The 2,244-nt window shown below is 48.8% G+C and carries 1 protein-coding gene and 1 pseudogene; both read right to left on the bottom strand.

Translation table 11 applies throughout. The annotated features are described in order from the left end of the window. The coding region (locus ACTXGO_RS12710) for a UvrD-helicase domain-containing protein (RefSeq protein WP_443574786.1) at positions 1 to 387 on the bottom strand (387 nt) is incomplete at its 3' end. A gap of 45 nt (positions 388 to 432) precedes the next feature. Beyond that, positions 433 to 2,244: pseudogene (locus ACTXGO_RS12705) on the bottom strand (exodeoxyribonuclease V subunit gamma); the annotation flags it as partial.

Below are 2,244 nucleotides of genomic sequence, written 5' to 3'. Positions count from 1 at the left end.
TGTTTTATGAGCGTTATTGTTAAATTGCGGATAAAGAATGGCATGGGTGCTGGGGTTTGCTTGTATTTTATTAAGCCACAATAGTGCCTCATGAAACTGCTCTAGGCGCTCATGGATACGCTTACGAATGTCGGCAGCAGCAGCGCGAGTAAAGGTCGTTGCGATGATATGTTCAGGCAAACGCTTACCCTCAATCAGCAGTCGCAGGACGATGCCAGTGAGCGTCCATGTCTTACCTGTACCCGCTGAGGCTTCTATCAGATACTGACCTGTGAGCGCAATACGAACGGCAGGTGGCAGCTCTGTCTTTTTAGATGAGGTGTCTGCTAGCTTGGCAGGACTGATGCCAACGTTGTTTTCATTAGTAGGCGTGGTAGGGTTATCCATAATTTATCACTTGTTCAAGGTAGTGCGCATTTAGATGACACGTATTTATAGCGGCTGTAAGGATCTATGCATCGTATCAAATAACGGTGAGGTCAGCGCTGGCAGAGCATCCATTAGCGCTGAGTAGTTATCCTGCTTATCTAAAATATACTGCCACAGCTCATGCTGCGCGCAGGTATCAAAAACCGTATCATGGTTAGGATTAGGTCGTAGCCAACTATCAAAGTCATTAGGTTTCGGCTGGTACGGCGTATCCTCGCTTTGTGCCTTTTTTACTTTATGCAAATAAGTAAGGGCGTGCACGGGCAGTATAATAAGCGGCGTCTTGCCCGCAATATGAGCAAAACGCACCCACTTAAGTAGCTCGTTTTGCGCCGTTTCACAGTCTATTGGCATAAGTACAAACGTGGTTTTATTCTTGTAGCAATCGTGCTCGCTTGTAGACTTATGAAAGCGCCAGATACTCTTGCCATCCTCGGCTATGACCTGCTCTGTTGTGGTACCGCGCGCCACTTGCCAGTACAGATGCGCCAGCCAAAACCGCAATAGGTATTGCGTGCGTGCACTATTAGGCAGTAAATTGAGCCAAAGACTGACTGACTGCGCAGGCTTTGGTGCAGCCCCCTTGAGAGTCAATTGGCCTTGAGTGTTCATGTCAGGGGCTTGTACTAAAGTTATGGTCTCGCTACAAGGGGTAATCAGACTATTTACATCTATATCTATACCTAAAGCGGCAAGCTCACTACAAAAATCCTCGCACTGCTGATCCATTTTGCGCTGCTGATAGCTCAAGGTGGACTGACGCGCGACCCCTGCTGGCATGACTGGGTTGTAAAGAAGGCTTGTAGAAGTATTGCCACTATCACTATGATTGCTATGCAGCGCGGTAAGCAGTTGAGTATTGACGGTATAAGCGCTCAGACCTGAGAGCGATAACGGCTCTTGATGTATAGTGTCGTCCTCTGGCAGAACGATATGAACCTGCTGCTCGCGTAAAAAGTGCTTGGCCGGATGACGCGCTTGATAATATAGGTGCTCCATATCTACTTGCATGATATCAAAAGGCGTATCCATTGCTTCTTTATGAGCTAAAATGCGCGCGGCAATGGCTTGGTAATCGGCTTTACTCGGTAGCTTAACCTTAATCGGTGGCGTGTTGGTCATACGCTCTTGCGCTTGCAGGCGATTAAACACTTGTTGCCAAACTTGCGCGGGTGCATGAGCGCGCTGCTGATTGAGCTTTTCCTTTGTCATCGCTTGCGTGAGCATGACAATGTAGGCGTCATCTTCTGTCGTATCTGATTGTGATATGGATGTTTCTGGCTCTACAAATACCTCTGGTGCGAATGGTAGCGCGGAGTGACGCGTCACCAGCCACTGCTCGATAAGCTTAGGCAAATAGCGCTGCACTTGCTCTGTAAAATCAGCGCCGTTATGCGCGCGCGCTAGTGGATCCCACTGCCACTGCACCTCACCTTTTAAAAACTGTAATAGCTCACTCACTGGATTGGCAGGCAGATGCTCGTGGGTATCGGTTAAGCGCTGACCGTTATAAAATATCCAGCAGGCACTGCGCGCGCATAACATAGCATCCAAAAACGCGCCGTTGTCGTCGTCTTCACTGAATCTATCCCCGCGGCGCGCCACCCCAGACTTCATCAGATCATAGCGATTGTCGCGGTCACGATTAGGAAACTCAGCCAAATCCATGTTGAGCATCACCACAAGGCCAAAAGGCACGTTGCGTAGCGCCCCAAAACGACCAAAGGTGATCACCCCTGTCGGCTCAGCACTCACTTGCTGACTCTCAAGCTCATCTTCAATACTATCAAGCATAAAGCTAAGCTTAAGCGTCAA

The organism is Psychrobacter sp. T6-1, assembly GCF_052258445.1.
Note: the sequence above shows the minus strand (reverse complement) of the source record. Positions and strands in the feature narration are given on the sequence as shown.